12 protein-coding genes are annotated in these 20206 nt (G+C 31.7%); 8 read left to right on the forward strand and 4 right to left on the reverse strand.

Annotated features, from left to right (window positions below; all coding sequences use genetic code 11):
- Nucleotides 1-24 precede the first annotated feature (24 nt).
- The 7 genes from AWE51_RS23895 (at nt 25) to AWE51_RS23925 (ending at nt 15184) form a co-directional block, all read left to right on the forward strand.
- Entirely contained in the window at nt 25-915 is an 891-nt protein-coding gene (locus AWE51_RS23895; RefSeq protein WP_066319284.1) for a 3-keto-disaccharide hydrolase, read from the forward strand.
- Nucleotides 916-956: 41 nt separating this feature from the next.
- Entirely contained in the window at nt 957-2576 is a 1620-nt protein-coding gene (locus tag AWE51_RS23900; RefSeq protein ID WP_082832595.1) for a ThuA domain-containing protein, read from the forward strand.
- A gap of 214 nt (nt 2577-2790) precedes the next feature.
- Complete coding sequence (locus tag AWE51_RS23905; protein ID WP_066319291.1) at nt 2791-5931, forward strand: glycoside hydrolase family 2 TIM barrel-domain containing protein; 3141 nt, start codon at nt 2791-2793, stop codon at nt 5929-5931.
- A 76-nt stretch (nt 5932-6007) separates the two neighbouring features.
- A complete protein-coding gene (locus AWE51_RS23910) occupies nt 6008-10261 on the forward strand; it encodes a hybrid sensor histidine kinase/response regulator transcription factor (RefSeq protein ID WP_066319294.1) in 4254 nt (1417 codons plus the stop codon).
- A gap of 150 nt (nt 10262-10411) precedes the next feature.
- Nucleotides 10412-11677 (forward strand): hypothetical protein, encoded by a 1266-nt coding sequence (locus AWE51_RS23915; protein WP_066319298.1) that lies wholly within the window; start codon nt 10412-10414, stop codon nt 11675-11677.
- A 183-nt stretch (nt 11678-11860) separates the two neighbouring features.
- The gene (locus AWE51_RS23920) at nt 11861-13672 is read left to right on the forward strand and encodes an arylsulfatase (RefSeq protein ID WP_066319303.1); all 1812 of its coding nucleotides are present in this window, start codon (nt 11861-11863) and stop codon (nt 13670-13672) included.
- Between the two features lie 9 nt (nt 13673-13681).
- Entirely contained in the window at nt 13682-15184 is a 1503-nt protein-coding gene (locus AWE51_RS23925; protein ID WP_066319306.1) for a sulfatase-like hydrolase/transferase, read from the forward strand.
- A 31-nt stretch (nt 15185-15215) separates the two neighbouring features.
- On the opposite strand, the gene AWE51_RS23930 is transcribed toward AWE51_RS23925, so the two are convergent.
- From AWE51_RS23930 to AWE51_RS23945, 4 genes are all read right to left on the reverse strand, one after another.
- Nucleotides 15216-15986: a LytR/AlgR family response regulator transcription factor gene (locus AWE51_RS23930; RefSeq protein ID WP_066319308.1), complete on the reverse strand. Its 771-nt coding sequence runs from the start codon at nt 15984-15986 to the stop codon at nt 15216-15218.
- A gap of 24 nt (nt 15987-16010) precedes the next feature.
- The gene (locus AWE51_RS23935; protein ID WP_066319311.1) at nt 16011-17807 is read right to left on the reverse strand and encodes a tetratricopeptide repeat-containing sensor histidine kinase; all 1797 of its coding nucleotides are present in this window, start codon (nt 17805-17807) and stop codon (nt 16011-16013) included.
- 7 nt (nt 17808-17814) lie between these two features.
- A complete protein-coding gene (locus AWE51_RS23940) occupies nt 17815-18369 on the reverse strand; it encodes a hypothetical protein (RefSeq protein WP_066319312.1) in 555 nt (184 codons plus the stop codon).
- A gap of 315 nt (nt 18370-18684) precedes the next feature.
- Entirely contained in the window at nt 18685-19224 is a 540-nt protein-coding gene (locus AWE51_RS23945; protein WP_066319313.1) for a hypothetical protein, read from the reverse strand.
- Between the two features lie 442 nt (nt 19225-19666).
- Here AWE51_RS23945 and AWE51_RS23950 point away from each other — a divergent pair, with 442 nt between their 5' ends.
- The gene (locus AWE51_RS23950) at nt 19667-20110 is read left to right on the forward strand and encodes a hypothetical protein (RefSeq protein WP_066319315.1); all 444 of its coding nucleotides are present in this window, start codon (nt 19667-19669) and stop codon (nt 20108-20110) included.
- Nucleotides 20111-20206: the final 96 nt, after the last annotated feature.

A 20206-nucleotide genomic window follows, 5' to 3' on the forward strand; every position in this document is an offset into this window, starting at 1 on the left:
TATACTATGAATTAAACTTTTACAATGAAAAAACTTATTTATGTATTATTTATGGGGACGTTTGCTCTCTCTTTTGGGCAAAAAACTCAACAAAACTTTAAGGTTACCGAGAAATGGCAAAATCTATTAGATAAAAAACTTTCTAATTGGGAGGTGTTTATGGGAGTTCCTCATACATCAGTAGCACTAGAAGGTCATGAAAAGAGTGAAAATGTGCATCACGGTACTCCTCTGGGTCTAAATAATGATCCCAAAAATGTGTTTTCGATTGTTGAAGAAAATGAAGATATAATACTTAAAGTAACGGGCGAAATTTATGGAGGTCTAACTACAATACAAGAGTTTGAAAACTATCACCTTAAAGTTAAATTTAAATGGGGTGAAAAGAAATGGGAGCCAAGATTAAATGTAAAACGTGATAATGGTATCTTGTATCATTGTCATGGCGATCATGGTGCATTTTGGAATGTTTGGATGTCTGGTTTAGAATGTCAAATTCAGGAAGGTGATACAGGCGATTTTGTTACTCTAGTTAATGCAAGGGCAGATGTAATCTCGACCAAACTAAAAAAAGACTTGTATAAAGTTACTGGAGAAAATGATAAGACTATTACTTATGGTGCGGGAAATGGAAATCCAGGATATTGCCATATAAATACACCAAATGAAAAACCAAATGGAGAATGGAATACCGTTGAGGTTATATGTGTTGGTAATCAAAGTATTCATGTGGTAAATGATAAGGTAGTTATGGTGGTAAAAAATTCGCGAAAAGTGATCAATGGAGAAGAATTAACACTTACAAAAGGCAAAATTCAATTACAATCAGAAGGAGCAGAAGCATATTATAAAGATATTCAAATTAGGTCTATTAGTAAATTTCCAAAAAAGTATAAAAAGCAGGCAAGGTTATAAGAACTTATAAATGATGTATTAATTTCTAAATAGATATGGTTATGTTACAATTAATTAAACTCACTTTTCTTATAACCTTAATGCCTTGCTTACTCTTGTCTGGAGAAATAAACGCTCAAGAGTTAGAAAAAGATGGATTACCAAAATTAAAAGGAAAGAAAGTTATCATGGTTTATGGGGGATGGGATGGTCATCAACCTAAAGTATTTACAGATAGAGTTCATGAATGGCTTAAAGAAGAAGGTGCTGTGGTAACGGTTTCTAATTCCTTAGATATATACACCGACGAAAAGAAAATGTCTGATACGGATTTAATTATCCAATATTGGACTATGGGACAAATTTCTAAAGAACAAGAAAAAGGATTGTTGACAGCTGTAAAAAATGGAACAGGTATAGCAGGTTGTCATGGTGGATTAGGTGATTCTTTTAGAAAAAACACGGATTATCAATATATGATTGGTGGTCAATGGGTTTCACATCCTGGAGGGAAAATTGATTATAAAGTAGATATTATACATAAGGAAGATCCTATTACAAAAGGGCTCACGGATTTTAATATTAAAAATACCGAACAATACTACATGCATGTGGACCCTAATTCAAAAGTATTGGCAACAACAACTTTTAATGATCAACATAATAGTTGGATTAAGGGAGCAGTAATGCCTGTATCTTGGAAAAAATATTTTGCAAAAGGACGTGTATTTTATTTATCTATTGGTCATGATCCTAAAGACTTTGATACCCCCAGTGCATGGAAATTATTAACTCGTGGAATTAGGTGGGCAAGTGGAAGTAAATATCAACCAAAAGAACAAACGGTTAAACCAGTGTATCAGTCTAATACAAAAATTACCAAATGGGGTAGTTTAATAGATAAAAAACTGTCTAAATGGGACATCTTTATGGGAGCGCCACATTCTTCGACCCAAATCGAAGGATATGAGAAGTTTGACGATGTTACTAAGGGTAAGCCAATTGGACTAAACAAAGATCCCAAAAAGGTGTTTTCTGTAGTTCAAATTAAAGAGGAAGAAGTTATAAAAATTACAGACGAAATTTTTGCAGGCCTAGTAACAAAAAAAGAATACGATAACTATCACTTAACTTGGAAATTTAAGTGGGGAGAAAAAAAATGGAAACCCCGATTAAATAAGAAAAGAAATAGTGGTGTGTTGTATCATAGTGTAGGTGATTATACTGATTTTTGGAATGTTTGGATGACTAGCATAGAATGTGAAGTACAACAAACAGACTGTGGCGATTTAGTAACTTTAGGAAATGTAAAAGCTAAAAGTCCCGCAATAAAAAGAGATAAAAAATATTATTATACTAAAGGAGCTGATCTAGTTGGTTTTTCATGGAATAAAGGTTTCGAAACTGGAAGGTGTTTTAAGCAAAATGATCCAGAAAAAAAACAAGGAGAATGGAACACTATGGAGTTAATTTGTGTTGGAAACAAATCGATACATATTTTAAATGATGTAGTGGTTATGGTTGTTGTGGATCCCATGGTTAACCTTAAAGGAGAATGGAGAGCAATGAATAAGGGTAAGATACAAATACAGTCAGAAGCTGCAGAGGTGTATTATAAGGATATAGAAATTAAATCTATAGCTACTATTCCAGAAAAATATGTAGGTATAACCCAATTATAGAGTGGGTAAAGAAAAGATTTTAACATGTTTCTAGTGTTGAATATACTTAAAGAAAATTGCTTTTTGGCGCACAAATATCTTTAACTATAAATCATATGATTGATTTTATACCTCATATGTTTAAATCAATGAATCTCTATACATGAAAGGATGAAAACCAAATAATTGTTTGATATATTTCGATATCTAAAAATATCAAAAAACAATTTATTCAATGATTAAGAACTCCTTTCTCATAAGTGTGTTTTTTTTAACCTTACAAGTATTCGCACAACAAAACGATTGGGAAAACCCAAATGTTATAGCAATTAATAAACTTCCTGCAAGAGCTACAATGTACTCTTTCTCGTCAGAATCAAAAGCATTAGATTGTGATAAATCGAAATCTGGTAGAGTAATATCACTTAATGGAGATTGGCAATTTAATTTCTCAAAAAATCCGTCAGTATCACCCAAAAATTTTCTGCAAGACAACTTCAAGGATTGGACACGAATTTCTGTTCCTTCAAATTGGGAAATGAAAGGCTTTGGAACTAGAGTATATACAAACTCTAAACACCCATGGGGTACTAATGATTATCCAAATATACCAGTAGACAATAATCCAACGGGAATTTATAAAAGAACCTTTACAGTACCTTCAGACTGGACAAATATGAATGTTAGGATTCATTTTGGAGGAGTGTCTTCAGCTTTTTATGTATGGATTAATGGTCAGAAAGTTGGATATAGTCAAGGTAGTAGACTGCCAGCAGAGTTCGATATCACTCCTTTTCTTAAGAAAGGAAAAAATACGGTCGTTACCAAAGTGTATAAATGGTCAGATGGATCTTATTTAGAATCACAAGACCATTGGCGTTTAGCGGGGATGCATCGTGATGTAATGTTATTTGCAGAGCCTAAAGCATCTATTGCCGATTTTTTCGTTAGAACCGAACTAGATAAGAACTATGAAAATGCAATACTAAAAGTTCGACCTAAAATAATGTTGCCTAAAGATGCAGATGCAAAAGGATATACGCTTATTGCTAATGTATATTATGGTCAAAAGAGTATTAAAAGCCAATCTGTTACTGTTGATGAAATAACAGGTTATTGGTGGGATCAACGTTGGACTCCTAAGTTTGATTTTATACATATGGAAATTACAAACCCTAATAAGTGGAGTGCAGAGACACCAAATCTATATACACTCGTTCTTTCATTAATCGACAAAAATAAAAAGGTGATTGAAGTTAAGTCAACAAGAGTAGGTTTTAGAAAATTTGAAACTAAAAATGGAATCTTAACGGTAAATGGACAACCTATAAAACTATATGGGGTGAATCGTCATGATCATAATGCCAAAACAGGAAAGGTGGTTAGTTATGAGGATATGAAGAGAGACATGGAATTATTAAAGCTATATAATTTTAATGCTGTAAGGTGTAGTCATTATCCGAATAATCCTGAATTTTATGATTTATGTGATCAATATGGAATTTATGTGATGGACGAGGCTAATGTTGAGAGTCATGGAGTTCGAGGGGAACTTACTAACAACCCAAAATGGAGTCAAGCATTTTTAGAACGCGCCATTAGAATGGTTGAGCGAGATAAAAATCATCCCTCTATATTTTCATGGTCATTAGGTAATGAATCTGGTGTTGGACCTAATCATGCAGCCATGGCAGGATGGATTAAATGGTACGATAACGATAGGATTTTACATTATGAAGCTGCGAATGGTAGCGGAGGAGAACTTTCTCCTCAAACTAAAAATACACCTCCGGATAATTATGACTTCGTTGATATTATTAGTAGGATGTATCCCACTCCAGATGAGTTTAGAGAAATGGATGTATCACAAACTTCTAAAAAACCTGTAATATCATGTGAATATTCACATGCCATGGGCAACTCTAATGGCGGACTTAAAGAAATATGGGATATTATTCATAACAATCCCCGTTTAGCAGGAGGATTTATTTGGGACTGGATGGATCAAGGGATATTGGTTAAAGAAGATAATGGTTGTGAACAATTTGTATATGGTGGATATTTCGGTAGTAAAATAAATGATGAAAATTTTTGTATTAATGGTGTTATTAATGCAGATCAAACGGTAAAACCTGTAATGTATGAGTGTAAATATGTTTTTCAGCCCATTGTTTTTTCAGAATTAGATGATCTTAAAAAAACAATTAAAATTACAAATCGACATTCATTCTTAAATACATCTATTTATAACTTTGTCTTTGAACTCTTAGAAGACGGAATAGTGGTGGATAAAGGAAATCTTAATCTTAAAGAATTGACATCATTTACTAGCGAAACGGTAACGATTCAAAGTGATTATGTTAGGAAAGAAAATAAAGAGTATTTTTTTAATTTTTATGCTAATTTTAAAAAAGCTACTCCTTGGGCAAATGCAGGGTACACAATAGCCTCAGAACAATTTGCAGTGGTTCAAAAAAATAAAATTGATATAGAATCTTTTAAAAGTGATTCAGGAAAAATTACAATAAAAGAATCTGGTAAAGAATTGATAGTAAGTAATGAAAAAATTTCTATTGTTTTTGATACTGATATGGGAGTGCTAAGTTCGTATGCGTATGAAAATAATAAACTTGTGCAAAAACCTATTCAACCTAATTTTTGGAGAGCTACTACCGATAATGATCGTGCTGTAATTCAAAGAATAGAAGGAATAAAAATCTGGAAAGAAGCTAGTACTAATCAAAAACTGATTGATTTTGATTATGATACTCTTAAAGATGGAACAGTACAAGTAAATACAAAACATCAATTAGCAGGCACTGCATTATATAGTACAACCTACTCGATAAGACCAAATGGTTTAATTAGTATTGATAACACATTACAGGCCCCAATTAATTTAGCAAATATACCTAGAGTAGGATTACAAATGGAAGTACCGAATCAGTTACAACAAGTAAAATGGTACGGTAAAGGACCTCATGAGAATTATATCGATAGAAACAGTTCTTCTTTTGTAGGACGGTATGATGCTACGCTAGAAAACTTTGGCGAATCTTATGTATATCCGCAAGAATATGCAAATCGTACAGATACTAGGTGGGCACAATTTGTTGATAATACAGGTAAAGGATTGCAAATAGAAGGAGGGCTTTTTGAATTCAGTGCCTATCCATATACTATAGAAAACCTTGAAAATGCAGAATTAGTTTGTGACTTGAAAAAGACTAACGGAATTACTATTACTATTGATCATAGACAACAAGGGGTTGCAGGATATAATTCTTGGAGTCTTAAAGCTGCTCCATTAAAGAAACATAGTATTCCGTCTAAAACATATGAATACTCTGTAAGATTAAAACCAATAGGATTTTAATACAGTGGTTAGGGTAACTAAGATTAGAATTGTTTGTTTTTAATTTAATACATTTAAGTAATTTAATAATTGGCGTATGAATATCAGTACCTATAAATTTTCTTTACTATCGATCATATTTTGTTTTCTCATTGTAGGATTTGAAAATGTATGTTATGGGCAAGACCCTGTATATTTTGAGCATATTACAACAGACGATGGATTGTCCCAAAGTGATATCAATGCAATATATCAGGATCATAAAGGATTTATGTGGTTTGGTACTCATGACGGATTAAATATGTATGATGGTTACAAGTTCTCTGTGTATAAACCAGATGTAAATCAAGAAGGTAGTATTAGTAGTAACTTAATTTATGCAATTAATGGAGATAAAGACGATAACCTATGGATAGGTACGACAGGAAGCGGATTAAACTTTTTTAACCGATCAACTGGAAAATTTACTCATTTTAAACATGATGAGAGTGATAAAAAATCCCTTAGCAGTGATCATGTTGCCTCTATATATATCGATAAGAAAAACCGATTATGGGTGGGTACTACTAATGGATTGAATATGGCAGATCTCACTAAACCTGTTGATTCACTCAGTTTTCAATATTTTAATCCAGAGCAAGATCAAGTAATTCCAAACTGGCAAGAGAATTGGTTTAATACAATTTATGAAGATCGCAGTGGACAATTATGGGCAGGTGGGCACGCAGGAGTTTATAAGTTGTCAAGAGATAAAAAAGGTGATTTTTATTTCAAATTAATGAATGAAACTATAGGTCTACCCAATATACCTGTAAAATGTATGGGAGAAGATAAAACCGGGCGATTACTTATTGGTACAGATGTCGGTTTATATTGTCAATCCGGAAATCAAGAATCAGGAAAAGTATTTCAACTTAATTGGGCTTTTATTAATGAATTGTTAGTAGATAACAATAACAATATTTGGTGTGGAACAAATGATGGATTAATATATTTTGATAATTCTCCTAAAAATGAATTTCCCAAGTTTGTTCAAAAGTTTACATATGATTTAAGAATCCCCAATAGTATAACTAAAAATATCGTTAAATCATTATTTCTGGATAAAACAGGAATTATATGGGTAGGAACAAACGGAGGAGGAATAAATAAGTTTGATCCAGAAAGAAAACAATTTAGACATATCCGAAAGACCTTAGATCCAACAAGTCTTAGTTATGACAAAATAAGATCAATGTACGAAGATAGTAATGGTACATTGTGGATAGGTACAGAAGGAGGAGGTCTTAATATGCTTCCTAAAGAAAATAATAATGACCAATATACGGGCTTTGTGAATTTTGAAACTATAGGGAATTCTTTTGCTATCACAGAAGTACAAACTAAAAATAAAAAAACACTTTTTATTGGAGTAGAAAATGATCCAGGCCTATTACTACTTGATATTACTGATCCTAACAATATTAAAGAGGATGATGTGGTTCCCGTTACCGATATTAATCATAGTGTTTTTGCATTATTAGAGGATCATCAAAAAAATATATGGATAGGAACATATGGTCGAGGGATACACCGATGGATTAAGAAAGAAGATGACGATTATGAAAAAGATATGCTTATAGAAAATTCTTCAAAAGCAATTGCGGTTTCTAACAATATTATCAGAGATATTTATGAGGATAGTCAAAAAAATATCTGGTTTGCTACAGGAAATGGACTTAATCGATTAACAAAAGATGAAACTACAAAGAAATACCCCAAGTTTGATATTTTTAAGAATGTTGATGGTGATTCTACTACAATCAGTCATAATTATATTTTAACGATTTATGAAAGTAGTGTAGGCGATATATGGGTTGGAACCTTTGGTGGTGGACTTAATAAATACATTAGACCTTCAGGTGTTCAAAAAGAAGGATTCGTTTCATATACAGAAGCAGATGGTTTAAAAAATAATGTGATCAAAGGAATTTTAGAAGATGAAGAAGGTCATTTATGGTTATCAACCAACCAAGGACTATCTAAATTCGATCCCATAAAAGAAACGTTTAAAAATTATGATGTAAATGATGGTTTACAGAATAATGAATTTCAAGAATTGGCATGTTTGAAACGTAATGATGGTGAAATGCTTTTTGGAGGAGTAAATGGTTTCAATGCATTTTATCCAAAAAATATTAGAGAGAACACATTTAAATCAGAAACCGTTATTACAGATTTTATGATTTCTAATAATTCTGTTCAAATAGGAGAAGAGGTAAATGGGCGAGTTATCTTAGAAAACACTATAAATAATACAAAAGAGATTCAGTTAAAGTATTGGGAAAATAGCTTTTCTTTTGAATTTGCAGGACTGCATTATGCGGCTCCAAGAAAAAATCAGTTTGCCTATATGTTAGAAGGGTTCGATAATCATTGGATACAGACTACTGCTGATAAACGATTTGCAACATATACTAATTTAGAACCAGGAAAATATACACTTAAAGTAAAAACATCTAATAACGATGGATTGTGGGATGAAACCCCCTCAGAGCTAAAAATTGATGTTGTTCCGCCTTTTTGGCGCACTAAAGGAGCTTATGTCGTGTATTGTTTATTTGGATTAGGATTATTAATTGGTTTTTGGAGAAATACCATAAATCGAACGAATAGAAAACATCAATCTACCCTCGATGATCTGGAAAAAGATAAACACGAAGAGGTACAACAGATGAAACTAGAATTCTTTACAAATATCTCACATGAGTTTAGAACACCATTAACATTAATCAAAGGACCTCTTGAGTATTTGCAAAAAAGCGGTAGTAATATTGAAGAATCGGTATTACAAGAGCAATATGGCTTAATGCATAAGAATACAGATTATTTACTGCGACTAGTAAATCAGTTATTGGATTTTAGAAAGATGAACCAAGGAAAAATGCGCTTAGTCGTTCGACCAGGTAATGTAACTGATTTTATAAAAGAAGTCGGAGAACCTTTTCAGTTTTTGGCGCATAAACAAAAAATTGGCTTTGCAATAAATACAGCTAACCCATCTTTAGAAAGTTGGTTTGATCATGATGCTATGGAGAAAATCATGAATAATTTGTTATCCAATGCATTTAAGTTTACACCAGAAAATGGATCCATTTCAATTAACATTTCAGAAGACAACGAATTACAAACAATAGGTGTTTTAAAAGCAAAACCTGATCGAAAAAGATATGTTGTCATACAAGTAGAAGATTCAGGACCAGGAATATCTAAAAATAAGTTAGAAAATATTTTTGATAGATTTTATGTAGCAAAAGATAAAGACAAGGTAAATCCAGAAGGAGTAGGTATAGGACTTTCGTTTGTTAAAAATCTAGTAGAACTTCACCAAGGTAGTATATCGGTAATCAGTGAACGAAAGAATGGAACTAATTTTATTGTAAGACTACCAATAGATAAAGAATCTTATGAAAACATTCAAGGAATAAGTTGTAAAGAAATTTCTGAAAATGATTTTCTAATGCGTTCTTCAGAAAAGGAATCATTTGCCATAGGTATTAATGATGAATTAGTAGATCAGGATTTGTCAAAATCAAGATCAAAATTACCAGTATTATTGATTGTAGATGATAATGCAGATATAAGAACTTTTATTAAACAGGCATTAGGTGAAAATTACGCTATTCATGAAGCAGAAAATGGAAAACAAGGCTTAGAAATGGCAATTAAAATAATACCTAATATAATCCTTACAGATGTACTCATGCCCGTCATGGATGGAATAAAGTTTTGTAAAAATCTGAAAACAACAAAAGAAACAAGTCATATCCCTGTCTTGATGTTAACAGCAAAGTCTTCTCAAGAAAGTGAAGTTCAAGGTCTAAAAATTGGAGCAGATGACTATATCAGAAAACCTTTTGATATGGAATTGTTACAATTAAAGCTATCTAATATTATTCACCAGCGTGATCAGTTAAGAAAAGTTTTTAACCGAAAAATTACACTACAACCCAATGAGGTTACAGTAACATCTGCCGATGAAAAATTCTTACAAAGAGCAATCGAGATTGTAGAAAAACATATGATGAATACAGATTTTAATGTTGAGATGCTTGTTAAAGAAATGAGTCATAGTAGAAGTAATTTATATCTAAAATTCAAAGAATTAACAGGACTATCCTCTAGTGAATTTATAAGAAATATACGATTAAAAAGAGCAGTACAATTACTAGATCAAAGTGATATGTCGGTAAAGGAGATAATGTATATGACAGGTTTTAACACAGCATCATATTTTTCTAAATGTTTCAAGAAACAATTTGGGGTGGTTCCAAGTGAGTACGTAAGGCAAATTGAAGGGTCAGAAAAATGAATTTAACATAAAAAATGTTAAATTATTATCATTAATGAGTTTTTTGGATGTGTAAATACATATGTGTTATGTTTTTGAATGTACAATTGTCAATTGCGTGATCCGTGATTTTATATTTAAGGTAATATAAACCTTAATTATAACACAAACATGAAATTAAAATTTGCTATTAAAACATTGGCTATTTCAGTATTGCTAATAACTACATTTTCTTCGTGTGAGAATGAAGAAATAAATGAACCTACAAATGCTATAGAAATATCATCCAAAGCATCAGTAACCCTTCAATGGGACGGTAACCCAGCAACATTTGCAAATGCATTAACTCAAGCGGTAAGAAATGCTGGTGCAGGAGGTACGGTTACATTACCAAATAGAACATATAGAACCGATAGGTCTGTATTCTTGCCTACCGATATTCCTAATGTTACCATAACAGGTGCAACTAATAGAGATAATGTTCGAATCGTAGCCACACGTACTTTTAATACACCAGGCCTTGTTGTTACAGGAGCTAACGGAACTATATATAGAAATATGACCGTAGATTGGGCAGGATTAGATAATAATTCGGTAGCTGTAAGTTCACAAGGTAAATCAGGAGTACAAGCTTATAATATGCGTTTTGCAAATGCAGGACAAGGCTTTGGAACACCAGACAATAGAACAGGATTGCCAATTGATTTTTTGGTTGCCTCTAACTGTGAATTTAGAAACTGTGCGAGAGGTATCCTATTTAACAGAAATTTTAGCAGCACTCCAGTAAGTAGCATTGGCAAAGTAATTATTAGGAATTGTCAATTTTTAGGAGATCAATTGGCAGGTATTAGTATTGATTGTGGAAACGATGGAGCGGATGGAAGAGAAGATTTGAGGATTTTACCACGAGCGGCTGAAGCAATGGGAATTGTAACCGATATGAATGGTATGGAAATCTCTGGGTGTTTTTTTCAAAAGGCTCAAAACTTTAATTTAGCATTTGCTAAAGTAAAAAACATACAGGTTTTTGGAAATACCTTTGAAGGTACCACAGGAGCAGTTAGATTTACTGAAGCTATAAATATAGAACATGAATCTAATGGTATTAGCATTAACGGAAATAATATCAGCAATTTTGCGCAAGGCGATCATAATTATATTTCAGTAATTACTTTTAGAGATTATGGCAATGCCCCTTTATTTGAAAATGGTTGTCGTCGTATTTTTATCAATAACAATACATTTAGTGGTAATTGTGGAAGCGGTATCATAGGAGAAGAAGCACAATTTGTGGATATTTTTGACAACAATTTTAATTTCCCTCTTCCGGTAGGAGATCATGTTAATTTCTTTAGATCAGATAGAGGAAATAGAAATATAAATGTGGATAGGAATACAAATACACCTACTAACAAAATAAGAATAACAACTTTTTAAGATGAATACTATTCTTTTTTAATTTTTAAACAGCACTAGTAATAGTGCTGTTTTTATGTAATGATTAATCATTTATGGTAAATAATTGGACATTAAAGAAATGATAGTAAAATCAAAATATGCATTTTTAAACTTTATTTTTATAGCATATCATCATTTAGGCATACGAATCATTTAAAACCAATGAAATTGATTAAAAAAATAATAGTACTAGTAACGATAGCGATATTAATTTCTTGTCAAGAAAAATCAAAAAGTAAAGAGCAACCAGCAGTACCAGACAGCAAACCTAACATTATTTTGATCGTCACAGATGATCAAGGATATGGCGATATAGGGGTTCATGGTAATTCAATTATCAAAACTCCTAATCTTGATAAATTTGCTAAAGAATCTTTAGAACTTACAAATTTTCATGTAGGAACAACATGTACTCCTACAAGAGCAGGTATTATGACTGGTAGAAATGCAAACCGAAATAATGCTTGGCACACTATAGCAGGTTGTTCTATTCTATTGGAAGATGAAGAGACTATTGCTGAGGTATTTGCTCGAAACGGATATCAAACCGCTATGTTTGGTAAATGGCATTTGGGAGATAATAAACCCTTTAGACCTCAAGATCGAGGATTTCAAGAAGTTTTATATAATGGTGGAGGAGGAGTTGGTCAAACTCCTGATTATTGGGGGAATGATTATTTTGATGATACCTATTTTAGAAATGGAACTCCAGAAAAATTTGAGGGGTACTGTACAGATATTTGGTTTGATGAAGCTATTAAATACGTTGAAAAAAGTAAGGATAAACCATTTTTTATGTATTTAGCAACTAATGCTGCTCACGGACCATTTAATGTTCCAAAAGAATATGCAGATGCATACAAAGACGCAGAATTAAACGATATGCAAAAACGTTTCTATGGAATGATCACAAACATAGATGATAATTTTGCAAAACTCACAAATTACTTAGAAAAAGAGGGTCTTGCAGAGAATACAATATTAATTTATACTACTGATAACGGAACAGCAAATGGTATTAATTATAATAAGAAAACAAAAGAAACTAGAGGGTATAACGCAGGCTTAAGAGGTACCAAAGGTAGTCATTATGATGGAGGACATAGAGTACCATTTTTTATACGTTGGCCTAAAGGAAATTTACTTAAAAAAGCAGAGATTAATGAATTAGTAGCCCATGTGGATTTATTACCAACATTAACAGAATTATCAGGAATATCATATACTTCTAAAAAAGAGTTAGATGGTGTAAGTGTAGTGTCATTATTAGAAGGAGAAGAAAAAGCTTTGGATAGAATGCTTGTTGTAGATACACAACGTAAGCAATGGCCAGAAAAAGGAAGAAACCCTTGTGTAATGTCAACAAAATGGCGTTTAGTAAATGGAAGTGAATTGTACGATTTCACAAAAGACCCAGGACAAAAAGAAAATTTAGCAGATCAATATCCTGAACAAGTGAAAAAAATGCAAACCTTCTATGATACTTGGTGGAAGAATATACAGTCAGATATAAGGTATGCCCAAATCCCTATCGGCGGAGAAGCAAAAACATCAGTTCGGTTAACAATACATGATTTACATACTGAAGAAAATTTACCGTGGCATGAAGGACAAATTAGAGATGGCAAATTTCACCCAGAAGGATATTATACTATTAAAGTAGTAGAAAGTGGTAATTATCAGTTTAGTTTAAGAAGATATCCAGAAGAATCTGGACTAGCAATTTCTCAAGAAATTGAATCTATTGCATCAACTTCATTTCAAGATGGACAACCAGTAGGTAAAGGGCTTGAAGTGTTAAAGGCAATCGTAACCATTGGTGATCTAGATCTTACTGCAGATGTTAATTCTGATGCCGCCTTTGCATCACTAAATGGGTATTTAGAAAAAGGAGAGTATAAGTTAAGTTGTAATTTTTTAAATAGCAAAGGCGAGAGATTTTCTGCCTATTATACCTCAATCCAGAAATTATAAAATACCATCATGAATAAGTTAGTTATGTTGTTGCTATTAGTTTTTATGATAGGATGTTCTACGCCTACTAAAACTACTTCAGTTAAACCAAATATAGTATTTATTTTTGCCGATGATCTTACGTATTCAGCGATAAATGCATTAGGAAATAATGAAATCCATACACCAAATCTTAATAGGTTAGTAGAAGATGGTACAACCTTTACGCATGCCTATAATATGGGAGCTTGGAATGGGGCTGTTTGTGCAGCCTCCAGAGCTATGATTATTTCTGGAAGAAGTGTATGGAATGTGAATCAGTTTCGTGAAAACTGGAAGCAGGGACGCGATATCGATAAAACTTGGGGAAAATTAATGGAAGCTCAAGGATATACAACTTATATGACAGGTAAATGGCATGTTGATGCTAAAGCAAATAGTGTTTTTCAAAATGTAACACATATACGACCAGGAATGCCCGGTGATGCTTGGGATCATTTCAAAATGGTAGAACGTTTTGAAAATATAAAAGGAACAGACACATTACCAAAAGATATTATGCCAATAGGATATAATCGCCCTATTAGCAAAAATGATACGACTTGGTCTCCAACTGATCCAAAATTTGGTGGATACTGGGAAGGTGGAAAACATTGGAGTGAAGTATTAAAAGACGATGCTCTTGCATTTGTACAAAAAGCAAAGAAAAGTGAAGATCCATTCTTTATGTATTTAGCATTTAATGCTCCTCATGATCCAAGACAGGCTCCACAAAAATATATCGATAAATACCCTTTAGAGAGTATTAGTCTTCCAGAGAGCTGGTTATCAGAATATCCATTTAAAGATGGGACAGGTAATGGACAAGATCTTAGAGATGAGGCTTTAGCTCCGTTTCCAAGAACACCTTATGCTACCAAAAAACATATACAAGAATATTATGCCTTAATAACGCATATGGATGATCAGATAGGTGAAATTCTAAATGCTCTTGAAGGAACTGGAAAAATGGACAACACCTATATTATATTTACTGCGGATCATGGTTTGGCTATGGGTAGACATGGACTGATAGGAAAGCAAAGTCTTTTAGATCATAGTATCCGAGCTCCTTTTATGATTACCGGTCCAGATATACCTAAAGGTAAAAAAATAGCAGAAGATATTTATTTACAAGACGCAATGGCAACAAGTATTACTTTGGCTGGAGCAGAAAAACCAGATTATGTAGAGTTTAATAGTATACTTGACATGATACATAAAAAGGAAAAAAGCCCTTATGAAGCTATTTATGGGGGATACATTGACTTACAACGCATGATCAGAAAAGATGGATATAAACTAATCGTTTATCCTAAAATTGATAAAATACTTTTGTATGATATGAATGAAGATCCTGAGGAGATGAGTGATTTAGCATCAAATCCTGAGTTTAAAACAAAAATAGATGAATTGTTTAAAGAGCTTATAGCAATACAGAAGCAAAAAAATGACCCATTAGATTTAAATGAATTCTATCAAAAAGTACAATAATAATGTGATAGAGTATCTTTTGTAATATGTGTTAAATAGTATGAAATAATTTAAAAACATCTTTTCTATGGGCTTTGCTTACAGGAATTTTTTTCTCTCCAAGAAAAAGCATATTTCCTTCAAAACCATTAACTAGATCAATATTTACAACATAACTTCTATGGGTACGTAAAAATTGATTAGAAGGTAATTCTGCTTCAATTTTTTTTAATACCATTGAGTACATAAATCGGCCAGATTTAGCATGTACAGTACAATAATTACTATCTGCTTTTAAAAAATATATATCCTTAAAAGGTACCCGTTCAAAATGATGATCTTTTTTTAAAAATATGCTGTCTTTGATTTGCAATACTTGATTATCAGGAGCATTAAAATTTCTACTTTTAAGGAGTTCTTTTTCTGGTGTTTTTTTGGAAAAATTTAATAATGCTAATTCTATTGCAGTACTTACTTGTTTGTCATTAAATGGTTTAAGGATGTATGCATAAGGGTAAACACCCTTTGCTCGCTCAATTAATTGATTGTCTGAATGCGAAGTAAGAAAAATAAAGGGTATATTATATTTAGCATTAATTAGCCCAGCTAATTCAATACCATCAAGATTTCCTTTTAATATAATATCGATTAATATAATGTCTACATCTGGATTCTCAGCAATTAGTTTTAAGGCCTTGATTGCAGTAGGGGCGGTACCTATTACTTCATATTCAATGGCCGTTAGTCTATTAGAAATATCCTGAGCTAATAAAATCTCATCTTCCACGATTAATATTTTAACTTTTGGAATTGGGGTAATCATAATATTCTAGGGTATATAATAAAATTACGTTATTTTAAGGTTGATATCCCAATGCGTTCCCTTACTATCTTTTAGTTTTATTTCCCCTTCTAATTGCTCAACTAAAGAAGTGATAAGTTTAATCCCAAAAGAATTGTTTTCTCTACTTTTTTGAATATCAAAACCTATTCCATTATCTATTATTTGGATATGTAAATAATCTTCAAAGTCTTTTAATACTATTACCTTAAGTGTCGGATGTTTTATTTTTTTATAGGCGTATTTGAGTGAATTCGTAACCAGTTCATTAATAATTAAGGCTAATGGGATAGCTACATCTATATGAATTCCAATGTTAGTAATATCAAAATAAGGGTTAAACTTGGCATCATATCCATGAAAAAGCCCTAATACCAATTCTTCTAAATATTCTTTCATCATGATTTTAGTATCTACACCTTCCTGATATAATTTCCTATGTACAAGTGATAGCGCTTCTACTCTATACTTTCCAGAAACAATAGCATCTTTTGCTGGGTGCCCTGTAAGTTCATGACTTTGAAGATTAAGTAAGCTCGAAATCATCTGTAAATTGTTTTTTACACGATGATTCAATTCTCTTAACAACAATGCTTTTTCTTGTTCTCGTTTGGTAATAATTTCCTTTTGATCAGATAAAATAATATTAGTTTTTTTGATCTTTTTATTAATGCGATAGAGCAGGTATACAAAAAGAAATAATGCTATTATTCCTACAATTAATGAGACAACAGCGAATTTCTGATTCGTATTGATAGTATTAAGCAGTGCTATTTTAGATTCTCGCTTGTCAATTTCATAACTCGACTTTAATTGTTCTATTTTTTGAATGTTCTCCTTGTTAACAAGACTATCCTGATAGGTTTGAAACATTTTCTGATACAGTAGTGCTTTTTCATATACTTGTTTTTCTTCATAAAAAGAACGAAGTATCGCACTGAAATCTCTAATTTGTTCTTTTAATCCCGCTTCTTCGGCCATTGTTATAGCTTCCAGATATTTTTTTTCCGCAAGTATAGGCTTCTTCTGTTTGCTATAGATTTCTCCTAACTCGGCCAAATATATTGATGTAGAGTATAAGTCACCTAATTTCTCAAGAGTAAGAATAGCTGTATCTAAGCTTTTTTTTGCAATACCAAATTTATTTTGGGCTGCATATACCATACCTAAGTTGCCAAGAGAATACCCAGAAATCAATTCATTTTTTACCTGATCATTAAGTTTTATTGCTTTTTGAAAACAAGTAGTAGCGCTATCTAAGTGCCCCGCCAATCGGTATGCTTCTCCAAGATTAAGGGTTGCAATAGTATAATTGCTTAAATTGTCAGAATTGTTATAGATACTCAAAGATTTCTTCAAATATAGAATAGCCAATTTATACTCTTTATCACTAATATAATTACTGGCCAATTGTGCATAACTGGCGGATTGATGTTCTATTAATTTTAAGGATTCATAGATTTTTAATGCCTCTAAAGAGGCTTCAAATGATTTGCTGTTATTTCCTAACCTCCTTTCGACATGACTAATCTCTTCCAGAGCATTTCCTTGTAGTAAAGGGTCTTTTATTTCTGTGGCAATTTTTAAAGATTGTTGAGCTAAAAATAATGCTGTATCTAAATCTTGATGATTAAAAGCGAGTAAGCTTAAGCTTTTTGATCGTTCTTTTTTTGATAAGGTATTTGTCTTTAAAATAGCAATAAGACTATCAACAACTTTTGTAGTTTGAGAAAAAGATGTATTGAAAACCAGAAATAAAGCTAGAAATAAAATTTGGTCAATTTTAATATGATTTTCGCTCATTCTAAAATCACGTACTAGAACTAATTTTCATTAAAGGATCGATACTGAAAAAGAATTCCTTATCATTTTTGGTATAAGAAAACAAAATTGTATACAGTAAATCATACTCTTCAGTAATACTATCATTAACAGTTAATGGGATAGTACAAACAATAGGATTACTAGATGAAGTAGAACTTCCAGGGGTTACAAAAAGAGAATTATCAGGAGCTTGAGTATATTGGGACCCTGAAGTATTCTCGAAAACTGAACTCCAAGGTATATTAGGATTACTTGATTTGCTACCATTTTGAATTTTTATGTAATAGAGGTTAATTGTTTCACCATTGCTACTGTAAAGTTGTAATGTTATATTAAATATATCACCAGGACAAAACTGAGGTATACCAGTAATATTTCGATCTACAATACTATCTATAGCTATAGGAGAAGACATTGTGCCTATTTTAGTATTAAAATGATTCAAAGCCCTATTCATTGATTGCGTGTAAAGAGCAAATATTATGTCTGTAGGACTTGTGGGATTAATAGTGTCGGGTGTTATGGTCATTAGATTTTCCATGATGTATGAGGTTTAAGAGTTTAAAACTCCTATTGTTATAATAAAGGAGTTAGACTTGTTAGAGTAAATGTAAGATATTAACATTTATCATATATCCATATAAAGTTTTCTTAATTTCTTTAAATATAGTAGTGTTTATAGTTAATTATCTATTGTATAGATGTTTAGGGTTTTTGACTGTTTTGTTGTAGTAATCTCTTCGGTTTTAAAACGATAATAAGACTTTTGAAAAATTTTATGGTTCAAGAAAAAGATATATTAAAAATTAGAAATAGAGATAGAAATAAAACTTGTTTAATTTTATTTATTCTAAGATCAAGTACTAGAACTAATTTTCATCAAGGGATCAATACTGAAAAAGAATTTAGCATTGTTTTGGAGAGTATATGAAAACAAAATAGTGTAATATAAATTATATTCTTCGTCCCCAATATTATCCTGAACAGTTAACGAAACGGTATTTTTGTGTGATGTATGAGGAGCAGCATAAAGTGAATTATCAGGAGGTATAGTAATTGATTCGTCAGATGATACGTTTTTAAAAACGGAGGACCATTGAATGGAATTATCTCTTCCAGATTTAGTTACATTTTGAAAACATACATAACAGAGTTGAATCGATTCTTCTTTCGGTTCCAAAACGAACGTAATCTCGTGATTAGGGGTGAATTTTGGGATGCCTATTATGTTCGGGATTAACAATCCATCTGTAGGCAGAGGTTCATCCATTGTTCCTTTAGTGGTCTTAAAATCAGTAACAACTTTTTTTAATGTTTCAGAACGAAGAACAAATATTAATTGTTGGGGGTTAGTAAGGTTAATAGGGTCTGGTTTTTTTGTCATTATATTTTCCATGATATGTATAGATTTTAAGAGGTTGAAAAGACGTAGTACTATTTTATGAAAATTTGGTTTGGTCGATTAGCCAAAGTATAATGTATTAATATTTATTAGTATAGAGTTATAAAGTTTTCATAATTTCTTTAAGATTTGTTTAACCTGTATGATGCTGTAAATCTTAATGAGAACATTCTAATACATAATCGGTCTTAAATCCCTTACTAATATAGATTTTTACTACACACCGTACATACTGGTTACGTTTTTCATTCTTAGGTTTTTATATATCATACATTTAAAGTAAAAATGAAAAACCCTTTACTCATTTATTAGTGATATACACTCAAGATAGTAGCCCATTCACTCATTACTTTTCTTTTTAGGGTGATAATTGAACAAATTTGAACCATTGTTAGAAAGCAATTTCAGAATAATGTATTCAAAAAATCAAAATAGTATGGCACAGAAAGAGATAAAAAAAGATGTTAGTTTTGAAGGACTTAATAAGTTTCTTAGGCAAAATAAAAAGGTCGATTGGCAAACAATAAACCTAGTTGATAAAAAAGTAAACGACACCCTTAATTGGAAGGGTTTAGAAGATAATCAAGAAGATGTATTAAAAAAAGTAAAAGGATATCAACGAATGGTGAGATTATTGGGGGAGGATAATCCCAAAATCATAAAAGCTTTATTAAAAAATAATATTCATTCTGCGGTCCAAATTGCAGCAATGACTCAAAAAGGCTTTATAGAAAAGAGCACCAAGATTTTTAAAAATGATGATGAGTATATCATCGAGTTACATAAAAAAGCTACAGCTATCAGAAGTAAACTGTTACTGCGTTATGTAGAATATACCCAAAACAGAGAACCACATACGACGCAGGTAAAAACGTTGTAGTATCCACAAATAAAATAGACAACTCATATTTTGATGGTTGACTAATACAATAATTCCAAAAAATATTTAGGTCAATAGCATTCCCCTTTTTAGGAA

The organism is Aquimarina aggregata, from assembly GCF_001632745.1.
GTDB lineage: Bacteria > Bacteroidota > Bacteroidia > Flavobacteriales > Flavobacteriaceae > Aquimarina > Aquimarina aggregata.

Coding starts and splice junctions, on each gene's coding strand:
- AWE51_RS23895 (WP_066319284.1), top strand. CDS start 25: ATGAAAAAACTTATTTATGTATTATTTATGGGGACGTTTGCTCTCTCT.
- AWE51_RS23900 (WP_082832595.1), top strand. CDS start 957: ATGTTACAATTAATTAAACTCACTTTTCTTATAACCTTAATGCCTTGC.
- AWE51_RS23905 (WP_066319291.1), top strand. CDS start 2,791: ATGATTAAGAACTCCTTTCTCATAAGTGTGTTTTTTTTAACCTTACAA.
- AWE51_RS23910 (WP_066319294.1), top strand. CDS start 6,008: ATGAATATCAGTACCTATAAATTTTCTTTACTATCGATCATATTTTGT.
- AWE51_RS23915 (WP_066319298.1), top strand. CDS start 10,412: ATGAAATTAAAATTTGCTATTAAAACATTGGCTATTTCAGTATTGCTA.
- AWE51_RS23920 (WP_066319303.1), top strand. CDS start 11,861: ATGAAATTGATTAAAAAAATAATAGTACTAGTAACGATAGCGATATTA.
- AWE51_RS23925 (WP_066319306.1), top strand. CDS start 13,682: ATGAATAAGTTAGTTATGTTGTTGCTATTAGTTTTTATGATAGGATGT.
- AWE51_RS23930 (WP_066319308.1), bottom strand. CDS start 15,986: ATGATTACCCCAATTCCAAAAGTTAAAATATTAATCGTGGAAGATGAG.
- AWE51_RS23935 (WP_066319311.1), bottom strand. CDS start 17,807: ATGAGCGAAAATCATATTAAAATTGACCAAATTTTATTTCTAGCTTTA.
- AWE51_RS23940 (WP_066319312.1), bottom strand. CDS start 18,369: ATGGAAAATCTAATGACCATAACACCCGACACTATTAATCCCACAAGT.
- AWE51_RS23945 (WP_066319313.1), bottom strand. CDS start 19,224: ATGGAAAATATAATGACAAAAAAACCAGACCCTATTAACCTTACTAAC.
- AWE51_RS23950 (WP_066319315.1), top strand. CDS start 19,667: ATGGCACAGAAAGAGATAAAAAAAGATGTTAGTTTTGAAGGACTTAAT.